This is a genomic window from Roseibium porphyridii, assembly GCF_026191725.2.
GTDB lineage: Bacteria > Pseudomonadota > Alphaproteobacteria > Rhizobiales > Stappiaceae > Roseibium > Roseibium porphyridii.
Map to the genome: position 1 here is coordinate 5,325,800 of NZ_CP120863.1, position 17,149 is coordinate 5,342,948.

Below are 17,149 nucleotides of genomic sequence, written 5' to 3' on the forward strand. Positions count from 1 at the left end.
CGCACTCCGTGCACATTCATTTTGCCAGCCAACCCGAATTACGTTACGGTTGGCATGTAGCTTGCTAAGTAAAATATCAAGCTGAGCCAAGGCATTCGCCCATTCCTCGTGAATAATTACGAGGGATGTTTAGATGAGGAATACAACGACAAAATAACAGGGGAGACGTGGCAACCAGCCGAAAGGCTGACTTAAGGAGAAAACAATGCGTCTCGACATAATGACGAAGCTCTGTGCACAGACAGTCTCTGCAATACTGTCCCTCTTCTGTGCGGCCATTATATTCGCCGCACCTTCGGCCGCCCGTGATTTTCGACCGGCCCTAACCTCCTCGACAGCCTACAGTTATGATCCAGCCAAGGAAGTGGACGTTGAACTTGTGCTGGCCGTCGACATCTCCCAATCCATGGATACGGACGAACAGGAAGTTCAGCGAGCCGGATATGTTGCCGCGCTCACTTCAAGTGAATTTCTGGACGCCATTCAAGTCGGTCCCATCGGCCGAGTTGCAGTCACCTACATGGAATGGGGCGGCGTAGACGAGCACTTCATCGTCGCCGACTGGACCGTGATCCAGGACGCCTCCTCTGCCTCTCATTTTGCTTCCAAGATTGCTGAGGCACCCCTCAGGCAGGTTCAACGCACATCTATTGCGTCAGCCCTGGAGAAATCCGTTCAACTGGTGCAAAGCAACGAATATACCGGCCTGCGCCAGGTTATCGACATTTCAGGAGACGGCCCGAACAATCAGGGCGGATCGGTGACGAAAATGCGCGACCGCATGATCGCAGCCGGCGTAACGATCAACGGTCTTCCGCTGATGATGAAATCCAACAAGAACACCTGGCAAGCCATGCTGCATCTCGACCATTATTACGAGGACTGCGTGATCGGTGGTCCGGGCTCATTTGCCATCCCCGTCAGGTCACAGGAAGGTTTTGCCGACGCAATTCGCATGAAACTGGTCATGGAAATTGCGGGCCTCCATTTGCCGAAGCCCGCGCCCCATGTCCAGAAAGCTTCGGGGCGCGAACGTATCCGGTGTGACCTCTTCGACTGACCCAGCCACGTCTTCTCCAGTTTCAAAGGCCGCGCTCCCAACCGGAGCGCGGCTTTTTTCCTTGTACAATGCCTGAAGTAATCGATTACATTCGCGCAGATCTTGCATAAACTGCGGATCTGCCTTTGCGCAATCGGATCAATGGGGCTAAACACATCCCGCCGTACGTGACTGAACAGAAGGACACCTCATGCCAGCTACGCTCGCACTTGTTGCGCACGATGCCAAAAAGGACGCCATGGTCGAGTTTGCCAAGCGGCATGAGGACAAGCTTGCTGCGTTTGATCTGGTCGGAACAGGCACGACAGGCGGCCGCGTTTTGGAAGCCTGCCCGTCTCTCAAGCTGTCAAGGCTGAAAAGCGGACCGTTGGGTGGTGATCAGCAACTCGGCGCGATGATCGCGGAAGGCAAATTGCAGGGTTTGATCTTTTTTGTCGACCCGCTCTCTCCCATGCCTCACGATGTTGACGTCAAGGCCCTAATGCGCCTTGCCACTGTTTACGACATGCCTATGGCTCTGAACCCGTCAACCGCAGACATACTGCTGCGCTCCGCGCGCCTCACCGGGCTGCAGACAACATCTGAGACACCTGAAGTTGGCTCCACCGCATCATGAGTTTTTCTGAAAGTTCCAAGGCTTTTGCCTATCCGGTTCTGGTTGCCGATATTGGTGGTACGAATGCCCGTTTTGCGCTTGTCGACGGACCGGACGCCCCAACACGCATGTGTGGCAAGACGGCAACCGCCGACCATATTGATATTTGTTCTGCAATTCGCGGCACTGTTTTCCCGGAAACAGACATCAAACCACGGACAGCGATCATTGCAGTGGCCGGTCCCGTTACGGGCGACAAAATTCCCCTGACCAACGCAGCCTGGGTGATTGAGCCGCTCAAGATGATATCGGAACTGGGCCTTGAAGAGGTTGTTGTCCTCAATGATTTCGAAGCTCAGGCTCTCGCTCTGCCGGGCTATTCAGGTGAAGATGTCGAACAGGTAGGGTCCGGCGCGGTCCGTCCGGCCAGCACAAAATTCGTGCTCGGACCCGGCACTGGCCTGGGCGCAGCCGCCATGATCCACGCTGCCGCCACATGGATCCCGGTTCCTGGCGAAGGCGGTCACGTGGAGCTCGGCCCGGTTACAAAGGAAGACTTCGAAATCTGGCCACACATTGAACGGGTTGGCGGCCGCGTAGGTGCGGAACAATTGCTCAGTGGCACCGGATTGCCCCGCCTCGCGCGCGCCGTGGCGGAATGGATGCAGGCCGAGCGACAATTGGAAACGCCGGCAAGCATTACAGAAGCGGCTGAAGAGAATGACGCGGTTGCCGTCAAAACGCTTGAAGTATTTGCCCGCGCGCTTGGCCGGGTTGCCGGTGATTGCGCCCTGACCGTTCTGTCTCGCGGCGGGGTTTATCTCACCGGAGGGGTGACGCCCCGGATTACCCGATTCCTGACTGACGGCAACTTCCGGGCTGCCTTTGAAGCCAAAGCGCCACACGAGGCGCTGATGGCCAAGATACCGACCTTCATCGTTCGCCATCCAAATCCTGCTCTGGAGGGGCTTGCGTCCTTTGCCAGGACGCCAGACGCTTTTGCGGTGGACATGCAGGGCCGGCAGTGGACCGGACCGGTTTCCGCCAACGACAATTGACCTGACGCCATGACTTCCGCGCCTGGCTTCAAGACCGCATTGCCGATAGACAGTGTATTGCAGGACTTGTTGCGCGCGCTTGAAGACAATGCGAACGCTGTTCTTGTTGCTGACCCAGGCGCCGGTAAGACGACGCGCGTTCCTCTTGCGCTTCTTGACGCCTCGTGGCGCGGCGACTGCAAAATCCTGGTTCTTGAACCTCGGCGATTGGCTGCTCGCGCGGCGGCACGGCGCATGGCCGAGGAGTTAGGCGAAAAACCGGGAGAAACGGTTGGTTACCGGGTTCGAATGGACTCCAAAATCAGCGCAAAAACGCGGATTGAAGTCATCACCGAAGGTGTATTCACCCGGTTGATACTGGAGGATCCCGAACTGACCGGCGTGGCCGCAGTTCTATTTGATGAATTTCATGAACGTTCGCTCGACGGAGACCTGGGACTTGCACTTGCCCTTGATGTTCAGTCCGCACTCAGAGACGATCTGCGCCTTCTGCCAATGTCTGCCACTCTCGATGCCGTGGGCGTCGCAGATCTTCTGGGCGCAGCTCCGGTCATTGCAAGCAAAGGACGCAGCTTTCCAGTTGAAACACGGTACCTCGGCCGGTCGACCTCAGAACGCATAGAACCCCAAATCGTACGCGCTATCCGGCAAGCCGTAGAGGAGGAAAACGGGTCCGTCCTCGTGTTCCTTCCCGGTCAGGGTGAAATCAAACGAACCGCCGACTTACTGGACGGCAAACTTCCCGCCAATTGTCAGATTGCGCCACTTTATGGCGGACTTGATGCCAAAGCACAGGATGCGGCAATCAAACCCGCGGCGCCCAACGCTCGCAAGATTGTACTGGCAAGTGCCATCGCCCAGACTTCGCTCACCATTGAAGGCGTACGCGTGGTCATTGACAGTGGCCTTGCAAGGGTTCCCAGATATGAACCGCAAACCGGTTTGACGCGCCTTGAAACGGTGCGTGTATCACGGGCGACGGCTGATCAGCGCCGAGGTCGAGCCGGGCGCACTGAAGCCGGCATCTGCTACCGGCTTTGGGACGAGGCGCAAACGGTGGCCTTGCCAGAGGCGGAAGCACCGGAAATTTTGGAAGCGGATCTGACCGGATTGGTTCTGGATCTCGCAGCCTGGGGAACGCTCGATCCAACAAGCCTCAGCTTCATGGATGCACCGCCGGCAGCCGCCTGGAATGAAGCCAAAAGCCTGCTCTCCGATCTGAATGCTCTCGACAATGCCGGGCGCTTAGCGCCTGCGGGAAAGGCACTTGCAAACCTGCCACTTCACCCCCGTCTTGCACATATGCTGCTGGAAGGAATTGCGCGCGATCTCGGAATGACAGCCGCACTGATTGCGCTGCTGCTCTCAGAACCGGGGCTTGGCGGCAGGGACCCCGATCTTCGCTCCCGTTTGCGATCGCTACGCAACGACAAGGGACAACGCGCCAGAGACGGGCGAACACTTGCCGCACGCTGGCTGCACCAGGCAGGTGGATCGGGATCGGACATCGACCCTGAAAGCGCCGGACTTCTCCTGGCGCTCGCTTATCCAGACCGCGTGGCCCAAGCCCGTGGCAAGACCGGGCGCTTCCGCCTCGCCAACAGACGTGGTGCCGAACTTGATATCGGTCACGCCCTTGCAGCTGAACCCTTTCTCACTGTTGCGGATATTCAAGGAAAGGCCGCCAACGGGCGCATCCAACTCTGTGCGCCGATCTCCAGAGAGGATATCGAGGACCTTTTCAATGAAGACATAATTGAGGAAGACGAAGTTCAATTGACGGCGGAAGGTACAATCAAAGCAAGGCGCGTAAAACGCTACAAAGCTGTTGAGCTTCAATCATTTGTCGTTCAATCACCGGACGCGACCTCGGTCGAAAAAGCGCTTGTTGATGAAGTCCGGCGCCGTGGTGCCGCTCGTCTTAACTGGAGCAAGGACCAACAGCGTCTTCGAAAACGAGTTGCCTATGCACGCGCAAACGGCGCGTCGGATCTGCCTGACCTTTCAGACACGTTTCTAGGTGAAACACTGGAGACCTGGCTGCAACCCTTTCTGGCCGGTATCACCAGAACCAGCGCGATCGATGTGGCCGTGCTCGGCAATGCCCTCAGCGTGTTGCTTCCTTTCGATGCCCAGTCGCGTCTTAACGCACTTGCGCCCTCGCACTTCACAGCCCCGACCGGCAGGAAGGTTCCGATTGACTATGGTGCGGAGGCTGGTCCAACGCTTTCGATCCGTGTTCAGGAACTTTTCGGCACGACCCGTCACCCAAGCGTTTGCGACGGTAAACTGCCGCTGATCCTCGAATTGTTGTCGCCCGCGCAACGGCCAATCCAGATCACGAAGGACCTTCCCGGTTTCTGGGCCGGGTCCTGGAAAGACGTGAAGGCCGACATGAAGGGACGCTATCCTAAGCACCCCTGGCCTGATGATCCAACGTCTGCGGAAGCAACGAGACGGGTGAAGCCACGCGGAAAATAGTATTCCCGTTTTGGTAGTCCACAATCGCGGTCGCGGTTTCGGGAACGCTGTGCATCAAAAAGCTTGTTCAATCATCTGAGGCTGCCACCAGGCTTGCGTTGCCGCCGGCTGCTGCCGTGTTGATCGACACCACCTGTTCCAGTGCGAACCGGGTTAGGTAAACCGGACCACCCGCCTTGGGGCCAGTGCCGGAAAGGCCCGATCCGCCAAAAGGCTGAGTGCCGACGACGGCACCGATTGTGTTGCGATTGACATAGACATTGCCGACAGACAAACGGTCGACCACCTTTTTTACAGTCGCGTCGATGCGGCTATGCACTCCAAGCGTCAGGCCATAGCCAGTGTCGGCGATCTGATCGAGAACCTTGTCGATGTCCTTTGCCTTGTAGCGCACCACATGCAGCACCGGGCCGAACACTTCGCGGGTCAGCGCTTCTGCCTGATCAAGTTCGATAATATGCGGTGAAACCCAAGAGCCGTTTGACAGGGAGCCGCTCGGCAAATCGCCTGCAAATCGCAACGTCTGACTTTCAGACATTTCATGGATGTGCGCCATAATGTTGTCGCGCGCTTCCTCGTCAATCACCGGGCCGATATCCGTTGACGGCAGTCTTGGATCCCCAAGTTTGAGTTCTTTCGCAGCACCTTCCAGCATCTTGAGCAGTGTGTCGGCGACATCTTCCTGCACGTATAAAAGGCGCAGGGCAGAACAGCGTTGGCCTGCCGAGCGGAAAGCGGACATCATGACATCGTCGCAGACCTGTTCGGGCAAAGCGGTCGCGTCGACGATCATCGCATTTATGCCGCCCGTCTCGGCAATCAGAGGTACGATCGGCCCGCGTTTGGCCGCGAGCGTTCCGTTTATTGCCCAGGCTGTTTCGGTCGATCCAGTGAAGGCCACACCGGCAACGGCAGGATGAGAGGTGAGCGCGGCGCCGACATCACCCTCACCCGGCAACAGATAGAAGGCATCTTCCGGGACGCCTGCTTCATACATCAGCTTCGCGGTTTCAAAGGCAATCAGCGGAGTTTGCTCCGCCGGTTTGGCAACCACAGCATTGCCTCCCAGAAGCGCTGCACTGATCTGGCCCAGAAAGATCGCCAATGGGAAGTTCCATGGCGAAATACAGACAAAAACACCTCGGCCGCGATAGCGATATCGGTTCTCCTCGCCTGTCGGTCCCGGCATCAACCTGCCTTCGCCGAAAAGCGTCCGCGCCTCGTGCGCGTAATAGCGGCAAAAATCGACGGCCTCCCGGATCTCCGCAATACCATCGGTCAGGCATTTCCCGGCTTCCATGGACAGGATCATCATCAACCGGTCCCGGTTTTCTTCAAGCAAATCGCCAAGTCTGGCCAATGCTTCCGCCCGTTCATGCACCGGCCTTCGCGACCAGGCTTCAAAGCCCTTCCTCGCAGCGGCAACTGCCTCTTGTGCAGTTTCCCGGGTTGCAAATCTCACTGTGCCAACGCGGGTTGTTCCGTCCATAGGAGAAAAAACTGGATGCGCTTCACCGCCGCTGGAGAGCCCTGTTCCCAAGGGTGCTGCCTGCGTGAATGGAGCAGAGGTTTTGCGCATGCCTTCAACCAAAAGGTTGCGTTCAACCGCATGACCGAATTCGACACCGTCGGAGTTCTGCCGGCTTGAGCCGTAGAGATCCGACGGCAAGGGAATAGACCTGTTTGTGGCGTGATGACCATTGTCGAGAATGTCCTTCGGCCTTTTCAGCAAGGCTTCTGTCGGCACTGACGCATCACCGACAATGGTGACAAAGGACGAGTTCGCACCGTTTTCCAAAAGGCGACGAACCAGATAGGCCAGAAGATCCTTGTGACCACCGACCGGCGCATATATGCGGCATGGGAAACCGTCTCTCTCACACACAGACTTATAGAGACTTTCACCCATGCCATGCAGACGCTGGAACTCGTAGCCTTCAGCCTTGCCGCCAGACAATTCGATGATCTGTGCAACCGTAAGGGCATTGTGGGTAGCAAACTGAGGATAAAGCACATCGCGGGCCGCCAGCATCCGCTTGGCGCAACACAAATAGGAAACATCGGTAGCGGCCTTGCGCGTGAAGACCGGATAGCCGTTAGCTCCGTTTTCCTGTGCGTGCTTGATTTCCGTGTCCCAATAAGCGCCCTTCACAAGACGCACCATCATCTTGCGCTTTGTCGTTCTGGCCGCATTCACCAGCCAGTCGATCGTCTCCACGCTTCGTTTTTGGTAGGCCTGCACGGCCAGTCCAAAACCATCCCAATTCGCAGTAACCGGATCGGCGAGCAAGGCGGCGATGACATCCAGTGAGATTTCAAGCCGATCGGCTTCCTCGGCATCGATCGTGAAATTGAGATTGCGGTCCTTGGCCATTTGCACCAGTTCACGCAGTCGCGGAAGCAATTCATCGCGCACCCTGTCACCATTAACAGCCTCATAGCGAGGATGAAGCGCTGAAAGCTTCACCGATATGCCGGGACGGTCCGGCAGGTCCTCGTCGCCGGCAGACTTGCCAATGGCCTCAATGGCGTTCGCGTAGGACTGGAAATAGCGCTCCGCATCTCTTGCCGTACGCGCGCCTTCACCCAGCATGTCGTAGGAATACCTGTAACCTTTGGTTTCTTGCGCTTTCGCGCGTTCCAGAGCCTTTTGTATGGTTTCGCCCAGCACGAACTGATGCCCGAGAAGCTGCATCGCCTTACGGGTAGCCACGCGGACAGTCGGCATTCCCATGCGTTTGACAAGGCTCGACAGAATACTCTGCGGCGTGTCACCGGGATGCAGCAAACGAGAGGTGATCCCAAGGGCCCAGGAGGATGCAGAGACCAGCCAGGTGTCCGATTTCTGATCTGAGGGTTCGTCAAAACGGGCAGCCGCCAGCTTGTCCTCAATCAGTTTGTCTGCTGTTTCCGCGTCCGGTACGCGCAACAGTGCCTCGGCCAGAACCATCATCGCGAGACCTTCGCGCGTGGTCAGGCCAAACTCACGCATGAAATCCTCGACACCGCCAAGCCCGACCTGCACGGAACGCATATCTTCTATAAGGCCGCGCGCGCGCTGATCGATCAACTTCTCGACAACTGGATCTGACGCGGCTTCTTTCAGAAGTGCCTCGACAAGCGCCTTGTCCTCGGGCGCGTAGTCCGCACGAAACGGAACCAGAATGTCACCATCACCCATCATCGCGGCAGCAGCAGTGGCAGTCATGAAAACCTCCCAAACGTCCGCTTCCGGACATGGATCAATACATTTCTCTAAAATAGACGAGTTTCTTAGGATTTTTTCTCTGTTTTTTACTGGTATTTCCGTGCTAACTCCGCCAAAATTAAATTTCTAAGAGGTTTTTCACTATGCTTGATGCTACTGACAGGCGGATATTGAGGGTGCTGCAGGAAGATGGCCGCATCACCAATACCGAGCTTTCGGATCGTGTTCGGCTTTCGCCAACGGCCACGGCTGAGCGAACCAAGCGGCTCATTCGCGAGGGTTTCATCGAAGGTTTTTCAGCAAACCTCGACCCCAAGAAGGTTGACCGCGGGCTACTTGTCTTTGTCGAAATTCGACTGGAAAGAACGACACCGGATATCTTCGACGCTTTCAAGATCGCGGTCGAACGTTCACCCGATATTCTTGAGTGTCACATGGTTGCCGGAGGATTTGACTATCTCATGAAAAGCCGGGTCAAGGACATGGAAGCCTATCGCAGCTTTCTGTCAGATGTGGTGCTGGCCTTTCCGGGCGTTCGAGAGACACATACATATGCTGTCATGGAGGAAATAAAGGACACGCATGTGCTGCCAGTCTAGACTTGATGCAGAGCATGCCTTGGTCCTCGCAGCGCCGGTTCACAAAGCCTTGTCTTGACCGTGTCGTACCGTCTTTGCGAGGGGAACGCTGTTCAGATCAAAAGGACTTCAGATGACTCGTCTTCTCGCTGCCGGTCTTGGCCTTTTCGCGCTCGTTCTTGTGCCACTGACCGCACTTGCTCAGGCCACGCAGGAAGACCCTGCCTGGCAAGCCGTGCTGAACAAAGCAAAAGGCCAGACGGTCTATTTCCATGCCTGGGGCGGCGAGCCTAGGATCAACGCCTACATTCAATGGGCGGCTCGTGAAGTCGCGCGAGATTACGATGTGCGTGTCATACATGTGAAGGTCAGCGACACGGCGACAGTTGTGTCCCAGGTTTTGGCGGAGAAATCGGTCGGCAAAGCGTCTGGTGGTGCCGTTGACCTCATCTGGATCAATGGTGAGAATTTCGCCTCCATGAAAGAAAACGCGCTGCTGGCTGCGCCTGGTTGGGTGGAAACCCTGCCAAACTGGGCATATGTCGATGTTGAGAACAAGCCGACAGTGCTGGTTGATTTCACCGTCCCAACCGACGGTCAGGAAAGCCCTTGGGGCATGGCGAAACTCGTTTTCATGCATGACAGTGCACGCCTTGAGACCCCTCCTGCATCTCTTGATGAGCTTCTGGCATATGCAACGGCCAACCCGGGGCGGTTTGCCTATCCGCAGCCCCCCAACTTCTACGGAACGACATTTCTGAAGCAGGTTCTTGCCGGTACGGTTGCCAATGCCGAACTGCTTTCCAAGCCTGTAGACGAAACAAAATTTGAAGAAGCGGTTGCACCGCTCTTTGCATATCTTGATAAATTGCATCCTGCCTTATGGCGGGAAGGACAGGCCTTTCCCAAGAATGCCTCGCATATGCGACAGCTGCTCGCGGACGGTGAACTGGACATAGCTTTTTCCTTTAATCCCGGCGATGCGTCCGGGGCGATCGCCAATGGCGAACTGCCGCCGACTGTTCGGACTTTCGTTTTTGAAGGTGGCACGATCGGCAACACGCACTTTGTAGCCATCCCCTTCAACAGCTCTGCCCAGGAAGGCGCGCAGGTCTTTGCGAATTTCCTGCTGTCCCCAATGGCACAAACACGCAAGCAAGAGCCGGAGATCTGGGGAGATCCGACGGTGCTCGACGTTGCAGGCCTGCCTGCAAATGAAAAGGCCCTGTTCGACGCCATGGATCTGGGTCCGGCCACCTTGTCACCGGAAGATCTGGGACCGGTTTTACCCGAACCACACCCAAGCTGGGTCAAGGCCCTGGAAGAAGCCTGGGTCCAGAGGTACGGTGCCGAGTGAGGTTGATCGCTTGTCGCAGGCAACCGGGTTCCGTTTGGATGCCCCTACCATTCTCGTAACGATGTTGCTGGCAGGCCCGGTCCTTGCAGGCCTCGCGGGCACAGCACTTCCGGCATTCGGGTTTCTGCCGGTACTGGGCTATGAGCAATTCTCTCTCGCACCGTTTCAGCAGCTGATTGAAACACCCGGACTTGCAACATCTGCATTGCTCAGCCTGACGACAGGGTTGACAGCTTCACTGATCTCGCTCGCGATCGTCCTTGGCTTCACCGCAGGATGGTCAGGTACAAAAACGTTTCAGCGACTGACGCGGTTCTTGTCGCCACTTCTGTCTGTCCCGCATGCAGCGGCAGCAATCGGGCTAGCCTTTCTGATTGCCCCATCGGGGTTTCTGGTGCGGCTGGTGTCGCCCTGGGCAACAGGTTGGTCGCGTCCACCCGATCTCCTGATCCTGAACGACCCCTACGGTGTTGCGATGACGGTCGGGCTTGTCGCCAAAGAAGTACCGTTTCTGTTTCTGATGACGCTCGCAGCGCTGAACAGGCCGAGAACCCAGGACTTTTTCAAAGCAGGTGCGGGGCTGGGCTATGGCCGTATGGCGACGTTCTTCAAGATCGTTCTGCCGCAGATCTATCCGATGATCCGCCTGCCGATGCTCGCAGTCGTCGCCTATTCCACTTCAGTGGTCGATGTGGCAACGATCCTAGGACCGACAACCCCGCCGCCCCTGGCACCCCGTCTCGTTTCCTGGATGAACGATCCTGATCTTGCCAAACGGCTGATGGCATCCGCTGGTGCCTTGCTGCAACTTGCCGTAACTGTGAGCGCACTTGTCATTTACCTATGCCTGGAAAAACTGGCGCGCGCTTTGGCTCACCGTCAGTATCAAAGCGGTTCTCGGTTTCGACAGGAAAATTTCAGTCGCCTCGGCACCCTATTGCCGATGTTGCTGATCATCATCGTAATGGTTTTGTCACTTTGCCTGCTTGCGATCTGGTCTGCGGCAAGATCCTGGTGGTTTCCAGCCGTGTTGCCTCAGGCCTGGAGCCTGTCGAAAATGATTGAAGCCATCCAGATGGGTAGCGGCAGTCTTGTCGCGACGCTTCTTCTCGCCCTCGTTTCAGCTCTCTTGGCAACGGCGCTCACGCTTTGGCTGCTGGAAGCACGAAGTCACCGCAACCTCGCGGTCACCAACCGATTGAAAAGCTACATCTTTCTGCCACTCCTCGTGCCACAGATTGCTTTTCTCTTCGGCCTGCAGATGCTCTTTCTCGTATTTGGCATGAGCGGAACATTCCTTGCAGTTCTAGTGTCCCATCTGATTTTTGTCTTTCCCTATGCCTTCCTCGCCCTGAGCGACCCCTGGGGCCAGCTGGACCCGCGTTACGCGCGTGCAGCAAGGTCTATCGGCGTATCCCGCGCGAAGGTGTTCTGGAAAATTCAACTGCCCCTGCTTCTGCGCCCGGTTCTGGTAACGCTTGCGGTTGCTGCCGCAGTTTCGGTCGGCCAATACCTGCCGACACTCATGATCGGTGCCGGCCGGATCGTCACGATCACAACGGAAAGCGTTGCACTCGCGAGCGGCGGCAGCCGCCAGTTTGCCGCGCTTTATGCCCTGCTCCAGCTAATTGTTCCGCTCATCGGGTTTTTACTGGCGGCCCTTGTGCCGTCCCTTGTTCACCGCAACCGTGCGGCCATGCGGCTCGAGAAATGAATGTCCACGATGATCGCACCTGACTCGGCACCCGGTCTTATCCTTCAGAACGTTTCCCTTCGACTGAACGGATCTGTTTTGCTGTCGATTGATTGCGACATTCCGCCGGGGTCTATTCTTACCATCATGGGAGAGAGCGGCAGCGGAAAGTCGAGCCTGCTCGATTTCATTGCAGGCTTCCTGAAACCGGACTTTGAGGCCGAAGGAGAGGTCGTCCTGCGCGGACGTAACTTGTCGAATGTAGCCGCGCAAGACCGGCATATCGGCCTCATGTTCCAATCACCCCTGTTGTTCCCACATATGTCGGTTCTTCAGAATCTGACCTTTGCTATTCCGCCCAATGTCAAAGGACGGCAAAGTCGGCGTGAAATTGCAGAACAAGCGCTTGTGGATGTCGGTCTATCTGGCTTTGGAACGCGGGATCCAGCCACTTTGTCGGGCGGTCAACAGACACGCGTTGCCCTGATGCGCACACTGCTAGCAGAACCGGAAGCATTGTTGCTGGACGAACCTTTTTCCAGCCTGGACCAGACACGCCGGGCCGAAGTACGGACCCTCGTTTTTGATCTTGCCCGGAAAAACGGGTTGCCTGTTCTGCTTGTTACCCATGACGAGGAAGACGCGCGTGCAGCCGGAGGGGTGGTGCATTATCTCGGTGCTAACGAGACAGAAAACGGCTGCCCTTTGAATGGGCAGCCGCAACGATAGAAACCGATAAATGTCGACTATTCCGCCTGGTCCGCCGACTTGGCCTGAAGAAGCGAGTAATTGTCGATGCCGATTTGCTCGATCAATTCCAATTGCGTTTCCAGAAAATCAATGTGGCCTTCTTCGTCGCCGAGAAGGCGCTCGAAAAGGCTCATGGTAACGTAATCGCCGATCTCCCGGCACACTTCCCGCGCTTCCTTGTAAAGGGCGCGCGCAACATATTCAGCGGCAAGGTCACACTCCAGACATTCCTTCAAGGACTGACCAATGCGCAGTGGATCCAGTGTCTGAAGGTTGGGCAGGCCTTCCAGGAAGATGATCCGGTCAATCAGATCTTGGGAATGCTGACGTTCTTCGTCGGCTTCTTCCAGTTCCTTGTCTGCCAGTTTTTGGAAGCCCCAGTCAGCCAGCAGCCGGGAATGCACCCAGAACTGATTGACGACAGTCAACTCGTGACGAAGCGACTTGTTCAGATATTCAATGACGCGTGGATCGCCCTTCATTAGCCCTCTCCTGGCTAGCGGCTTGCCACCCTCTTTGCGGGTGCAGGCTCTGTCTCAGACTCAGAACCCTCTTCAGAGCCTTTCTGGTGAATGATGTCAATGACCGAAGGAAAGCAGCTGCCGCACTTTGGCCGGCAACCCAGGTGACGAAACACCGCACCTGGCGTCGGCACTTTCCCATTCGGATCCGCACGCATTTCCTCCGCCGCTTCGCGAAGCTGCTTTTCGGACAGAATGTTACATGAGCAAATGATCATTGCAGGATCCGGTGCATGTCCTCATATTGGGACATATTGGCATGGACGATTTCCAGCGCAATAACTAAACTCAACTATAAAAGTCAACTTTTTCTGAGCCTTCTGCACCCCGGCTAAGGACACCGTATGAGCGTCAACGAAGCAAACGACACCCGCCCGACACTTGTCCTGACCGGAGCCAGTCGCGGCATTGGCCACGCAACCGTCAAACGATTTTCGTCGGAAGGCTGGCGTGTCATCACCTGCTCCCGGCAGGCGTTCTCCGACAAATGCCCCTGGCCCATGGGACCGGAGGACCATATTCAGGTTGACCTGTCCGACCCTGAAAACCTTGGGTTTGCAACACAGGAAATCCGAAAAAGGCTTGAGGCCAACGGCTCCAGACTGAATGCGCTTGTCAACAACGCCGGCATCAGCCCGAAGGGCTCCGAAGGTGAACGCCTCAATTCCCTCTCCACTGCCATGCATGAATGGCGCACCGTTTTTCAGGTCAACTTCTTCGCGCCAATTCTGCTTGCCCGTGGTTTGTTTGAGGAATTGAAGAGCACAAAAGGGTCCGTTGTAAATGTGACCTCCATTGCAGGCATGCGGGTTCATCCATTCGCCGGAACCGCTTATGCGACATCCAAGGCTGCACTTGCATCGCTGACCCGGGAGATGGCTGCGGACTTCGGACCTTACGGTATTCGCGTCAATGCCATTGCACCGGGGGAAATCGATACCTCGATCCTGTCACCCGGCACAGAGAAGCTCATTCAGGATATTCCTCTTCGCAGGCTTGGCCGGACCGAGGAAGTTGCGGATACGATTTTTTACCTTTGCTCGGAAAGCTCGTCTTATGTCAGCGGCTCCGAAATACACATAAACGGCGGACAACATGTGTAAATTGGGAGCACACTCTTAAATTGATTTATTTGATCAATATAAGAAACAATCCTGTGCAGATTCGTTTAGAATCCTGATTTAGTCTTTTAATCTAGGAAAGACCTACATCTTCGAAGAGGATTTACCTAATATTCATTGCCCCACGTAATAGTGCCTAAACAATTATGCTGATTATCCAGCTGTGTGGGGATCAAATGAATCGAATTTTGAAAATTCTGGTCGACCTGAAATTCGGGTTCAAGGTCGGCGGAGGTTTTCTGGCTGTGCTGCTGCTAACGGCGGTGGTAGGCGGTGTCGGTTTCCTGGCATTGCATAAGCTCTCCTCTCGTTTTGTCGTTGCAGATCTTGCCGCGCAGGTCGCGAGCCAGGTACAGGCAACATCGCTTGAACGCGAAGACTATCTCAACAATCCGACTCCGGAATTGGGCCAGTCCGTCAGCAATAAGATTGTTGATCTCAAGTCGTCTCTCGACGTCCTGTCGACCGAGGTCGCCAACGACCCGCAGGCAGCAAGTCAGCTTGCCGGCGCGCAAGACGCAGTCCGGGAGTTTGAAGCCACATTCAGACAAGTTGTCGATGAGACCAACCAGCAGGCCGAACGTCTTGCGACCCTTCAAAAAAGCACCGACGACCTGGGAGCACTTGCCGCTCTCATCACCGACGCTGTCTTGACAGAAGAAAAACAGGTCAGCGCCGAAGCTTTCTCGGCCGATGGTCGGCTTGACGATGCCAATCAGCTCGAAAGAGGCGTTTTCACGCTCAAAGACGATGTCGTGAAAATCCACATGTTTTACCTGAAGGGCAGCGGCAACATTGAAGGCGATGACTTGACGGCTTCCATTGGTATTGCGCGCGGGCTCGTCAGCGACACCAAACAGATGAAGTACAAGCAGATCGAGGGCATCGACAGCAAAACCGTCAGCAAACTGGCAGCGCAGGCCAAGAACCTGCTTGTCTCGCTCGAAAAACTGACAACCGATCTTGGTTTCTCGGAAGGTTATGAGGCACGCCTGGCAGTCGGAACGAATATTGAAGGCATGGATGTTCTGACGAATGAAATCCTGGGTCAGGTCAATCCGGTTGTCTCAAAAGCCAAAACGGATGCCCTGACCGCCGCGACGCGGCTGGCAACAATCCGGACGATTGCCGACAAGGCCACCAACCTGAACCAGCTTTCGCTTGGAGCGCGTGCAGAGACCCTCTTGCTCTTCGGCGCATTTGGCGCCACCGATCCGGCAAAAGTTGAAGAAGGCATCGCGGCTCTTGCCAAGCTGGAAGCAGACCTGGTCAAGTATGCCAAGGTGTTGCCTGCAGCGGCAGACGCAATCAATGCTATTCCGACATCGATCGCAACTCTGGACAAGTCGTTCAAGGAGATGCGCACCACCAAGGAAAGCCTTGCAGGTCAAAGAAAGCAACTCGACAACCTGACCCGCACGGTCAGTGCGGATATTGCTGCGATTTCCGAGGTTCAGTCCGAACAGGCAAAGACCGCATCGAGCTCGGCGGAAGTCCAGATTGCCATCACGATCCTGCTTGCCATCCTTGGCGGCATCGGACTTGCCTTTGTGCTCAACCTTGCGATCACGCGCCCGATCCGCACCATCACCAACGTGATGGCTCGTCTGGCCGATGGCGACAATGAAGTGCACATTCCGGGCCTCGACCGCGGTGATGAAATCGGTGACATGAGCCGCACGGTCCAGGTCTTCCGGGATAACGCCGTTGAACGCGCGGAGCTTCAGGCGCACAACGCCAACGAAGAAGCCTCTCGCCAGGAACGTCAGCAGCGTATCGACAACCTGATCCAGAGCTTCCGCTCCACGGCTGAAGACGCTCTTGGTTCTGTCGAGGCAACTGCCGGCAGTCTGGACTCAACTGCACAGGCACTGACGGAAATCGCCCGTGACAGCGCGGGTTATGCCTCCGAGACGCAGTCGGCCTCTAATGAGACGACCAACAATGTGCAGACCGTTGCGAGTGCAGCAGAAGAACTTGCAGCATCGATCGGGGAAATATCCCGCCAGGTTGCTCAAACCACCGAGATTGTCGACCGGGCAACTACGGGAACTCGGGTCACCAACGAAAAGGTTGAGGGCCTGGCAGAAGCCGCCAACAAGATCGGCGAAGTCGTAACACTTATTCAGGCAATCGCGGAACAGACCAATCTGCTTGCGCTCAACGCAACCATTGAAGCGGCCCGCGCTGGCGAAGCCGGCAAGGGTTTTGCGGTCGTCGCCGCTGAAGTCAAGGAGCTTGCGACCCAGACCTCCAAGGCAACTGAAGAGATCAGCTCACAGATCACCGAGATCCAGAACGCGACCAAGGAGTCTGTTGTTGCGATCGGCGAAATCGCCGAGACGATGACAGAAGTCAACTCCTACACCACGGCGATTGCCTCGGCCGTGGAGCAACAGGGTTCGGCAACCGCTGAAATCTCACAGAACGTCCAGCGTGCAGCAGAAGGCACAGGCGCGGTATCCTCGTCCATGTCGGAGTTGTCACAGGCCGTCGATCAGACATCCTCTTCGGCCGACATGGTTCTCTCCGCCTCCGGTGAACTCACCGAGAAGACAAGCGAACTGAAACAGGAAGTCGAACAGTTCCTATCGGAAGTGGCCGCAGCCTGATTTCATTTGCATTCCTTGAAAAGGGTCGGAAGCGCAGCCGCTTCCGACCCTTTTTTGATTTTCAGGCGCTCGTCAGCGTTGACCTTGACGCGATACGCGACTAAGGCGGAAAGCC

Annotated in this window: 13 protein-coding genes; 10 read left to right on the top strand and 3 right to left on the bottom strand. The window is 56.2% G+C overall.

Going from position 1 to position 17,149, the window contains the following annotated elements; translation table 11 throughout:
* Window positions 1-205: 205 nt before the first annotated feature.
* From K1718_RS24565 to hrpB, 4 genes are all read left to right on the top strand, one after another.
* The gene (locus tag K1718_RS24565) at window positions 206-1,060 is read left to right on the top strand and encodes a DUF1194 domain-containing protein (protein ID WP_209006725.1); all 855 of its coding nucleotides are present in this window, start codon (window positions 206-208) and stop codon (window positions 1,058-1,060) included.
* A gap of 190 nt (window positions 1,061-1,250) precedes the next feature.
* A complete protein-coding gene (locus K1718_RS24570) occupies window positions 1,251-1,676 on the top strand; it encodes a methylglyoxal synthase (RefSeq protein ID WP_152503580.1) in 426 nt (141 codons plus the stop codon).
* The gene (locus K1718_RS24575; protein WP_152503581.1) at window positions 1,673-2,713 is read left to right on the top strand and encodes an ROK family protein; all 1,041 of its coding nucleotides are present in this window, start codon (window positions 1,673-1,675) and stop codon (window positions 2,711-2,713) included. Before K1718_RS24570 ends, K1718_RS24575 begins: the two co-directional genes overlap by 4 nt.
* Window positions 2,714-2,722: 9 nt before the next feature.
* On the top strand, window positions 2,723-5,194 hold the full coding sequence (gene hrpB / locus K1718_RS24580) for an ATP-dependent helicase HrpB (protein WP_265680497.1): 2,472 nt from the start codon (window positions 2,723-2,725) through the stop codon (window positions 5,192-5,194).
* A gap of 67 nt (window positions 5,195-5,261) precedes the next feature.
* On the opposite strand, the gene putA is transcribed toward hrpB, so the two are convergent.
* Window positions 5,262-8,402: a bifunctional proline dehydrogenase/L-glutamate gamma-semialdehyde dehydrogenase PutA gene (gene putA / locus K1718_RS24585; RefSeq protein WP_265680496.1), complete on the bottom strand. Its 3,141-nt coding sequence runs from the start codon at window positions 8,400-8,402 to the stop codon at window positions 5,262-5,264.
* 143 nt (window positions 8,403-8,545) lie between these two features.
* On the opposite strand from putA, the gene K1718_RS24590 reads away from it, so the two are divergent.
* The 4 genes from K1718_RS24590 to K1718_RS24605 all read left to right on the top strand — a co-directional run bounded on the left by K1718_RS24590 (window position 8,546) and on the right by K1718_RS24605 (window position 12,759).
* Window positions 8,546-9,001, top strand: coding sequence for an Lrp/AsnC ligand binding domain-containing protein (locus K1718_RS24590; RefSeq protein ID WP_265680495.1), 456 nt, complete (start codon window positions 8,546-8,548; stop codon window positions 8,999-9,001).
* 112 nt (window positions 9,002-9,113) lie between these two features.
* On the top strand, window positions 9,114-10,337 hold the full coding sequence (locus K1718_RS24595; protein ID WP_265680494.1) for an ABC transporter substrate-binding protein: 1,224 nt from the start codon (window positions 9,114-9,116) through the stop codon (window positions 10,335-10,337).
* The gene (locus K1718_RS24600; protein WP_335343012.1) at window positions 10,327-12,051 is read left to right on the top strand and encodes an ABC transporter permease; all 1,725 of its coding nucleotides are present in this window, start codon (window positions 10,327-10,329) and stop codon (window positions 12,049-12,051) included. The genes K1718_RS24595 and K1718_RS24600 overlap by 11 nt, the downstream gene beginning before the upstream one ends.
* Complete coding sequence (locus tag K1718_RS24605) at window positions 12,052-12,759, top strand: ATP-binding cassette domain-containing protein (protein WP_265680493.1); 708 nt, start codon at window positions 12,052-12,054, stop codon at window positions 12,757-12,759.
* Window positions 12,760-12,776: 17 nt separating this feature from the next.
* Here the strand turns inward: K1718_RS24605 and bfr are convergent, their stop codons facing one another.
* Complete coding sequence (gene bfr / locus K1718_RS24610) at window positions 12,777-13,262, bottom strand: bacterioferritin (RefSeq protein WP_152503587.1); 486 nt, start codon at window positions 13,260-13,262, stop codon at window positions 12,777-12,779.
* 14 nt (window positions 13,263-13,276) lie between these two features.
* Entirely contained in the window at window positions 13,277-13,519 is a 243-nt protein-coding gene (locus K1718_RS24615; protein ID WP_152503588.1) for a (2Fe-2S)-binding protein, read from the bottom strand.
* A gap of 126 nt (window positions 13,520-13,645) precedes the next feature.
* Between K1718_RS24615 and K1718_RS24620 the strand changes: the two genes are divergently transcribed.
* Both K1718_RS24620 and K1718_RS24625 read left to right on the top strand, forming a co-directional pair.
* On the top strand, window positions 13,646-14,404 hold the full coding sequence (locus K1718_RS24620) for an SDR family oxidoreductase (protein ID WP_152503589.1): 759 nt from the start codon (window positions 13,646-13,648) through the stop codon (window positions 14,402-14,404).
* Window positions 14,405-14,598: 194 nt separating this feature from the next.
* Window positions 14,599-17,034 (top strand): methyl-accepting chemotaxis protein, encoded by a 2,436-nt coding sequence (locus tag K1718_RS24625; protein WP_265680492.1) that lies wholly within the window; start codon window positions 14,599-14,601, stop codon window positions 17,032-17,034.
* Window positions 17,035-17,149: the final 115 nt, after the last annotated feature.